The organism is Terrabacter terrae (genome assembly GCF_039529575.1).
GTDB classification, from domain to species: Bacteria; Actinomycetota; Actinomycetes; order Actinomycetales; family Dermatophilaceae; genus Terrabacter; species Terrabacter terrae.
This window is the reverse complement of sequence record NZ_BAAANB010000123.1, coordinates 1-1,416: the sequence shown is the minus strand read 5'-3', so window position 1 is coordinate 1,416 and position 1,416 is coordinate 1. Positions and strand designations below refer to the sequence as shown.

Below are 1,416 nucleotides of genomic sequence, written 5' to 3'. Positions count from 1 at the left end.
CGAGCTCCCCGGGGGACACCCGCCTCAACCCGAAGTACACCTTCGACACGTTCGTCATCGGTGCGAGCAACCGCTTCGCCCACGCGGCGGCGGTCGCGGTCGCCGAGGCCCCGGCCAAGGCGTACAACCCGCTCTTCGTCTACGGCGAGTCAGGTCTCGGCAAGACCCACCTGCTGCACGCCATCGGCCACTACGCGCGGACCATGTTCCCCAACGTGCGGGTGCGCTACGTGAACTCAGAGGAGTTCACCAACGACTTCATCAACAGCATCCGCGACGACAAGGCGAGCGCGTTCCAGAACCGCTACCGCAGCGTCGACGTCCTGCTCATCGACGACATCCAGTTCCTCCAGGGCAAGCTGCAGACCCAGGAGGAGTTCTTCCACACGTTCAACACGCTCCACAACGCGAACAAGCAGATCGTCATCACCAGCGACCTGCCCCCGCGCGAGCTGTCGGGCTTCGAGGACCGGATGCGCACCCGCTTCGAGTCCGGCCTGCTGACCGACGTGCAGCCACCCGACCTCGAGACCCGCATCGCGATCCTGCGCAAGAAGGCGATCCAGGACCGGATGAAGGTGCCGGACGACGTCCTCGAGTACATCGCGACGAACTTCAGCACCAACATCCGCGAGCTCGAGGGGGCGCTGATCCGCGTCACGGCGTTCAGCAACCTCAACCGCCAGGCCGTCGACCTGCCGCTCGCCGAGATCGTGCTCAAGGACGTGCTCCCCAACGAGACGCCCAACCAGGTGACGGCCGCGACGATCATGGCCGTGACGGCCGCTTACTACGCGGTGACGCTCGAGGACCTCTGCGGGTCGAGCCGCTCGCGCCAGCTGGTGACGGCGCGCCAGATCGCGATGTACCTCTGCCGCGAGATGACCGACCTGTCGCTGCCGAAGATCGGCCAGCACTTCGGCGGCCGCGACCACACGACCGTCATGCACGCCGACCGCAAGATCCGCGAGCTCATGGGTGAGCGCCGCGCCATCTACAACCAGGTCACCGAGCTGACCAACCGGATCCGCCAGCAGTCCCACTGAGGACGGTCCACCGAGCCGCGGGAGCGAGGACGCCTCCCGGGCGCTGCTGAGGGCGCCGCGAGGCCGTCCGCGCTGTTCTGGCGCCCGCAGCCCCGTCCCCGCGCGCTCGCGCTGCGGAGAGCGCCGTCGGTGCCGTGCCGGATCATGGCGTATGCCGTGTCGCCGGCTGCTCTCTCGGTCGTGTCCCCCAACGCCGCCCTGCGCCGCAACCCGCGCCCGACGTGCCCGAGAACCAGCCCTCCGTGGGCGTCGAGGACGGACGGACAAGAACGAACACACGCCGACGTGAACCCACAAGACTGCACCGTGCATCCACAGGGTTGTCCACACCTGTGTGCACAGTGCCGTGCGTGCGGTCCCGGACGCCACT

1 protein-coding gene is annotated in these 1,416 nt (G+C 67.9%); it reads left to right on the top strand.

Going from position 1 to position 1,416, the window contains the following annotated elements:
* Positions 1-1,046: chromosomal replication initiator protein DnaA (gene dnaA / locus ABD194_RS19810; RefSeq protein WP_343994709.1), on the top strand; the 1,046-nt coding region annotated here is incomplete at its 5' end.
* Positions 1,047-1,416 lie beyond the last annotated feature (370 nt).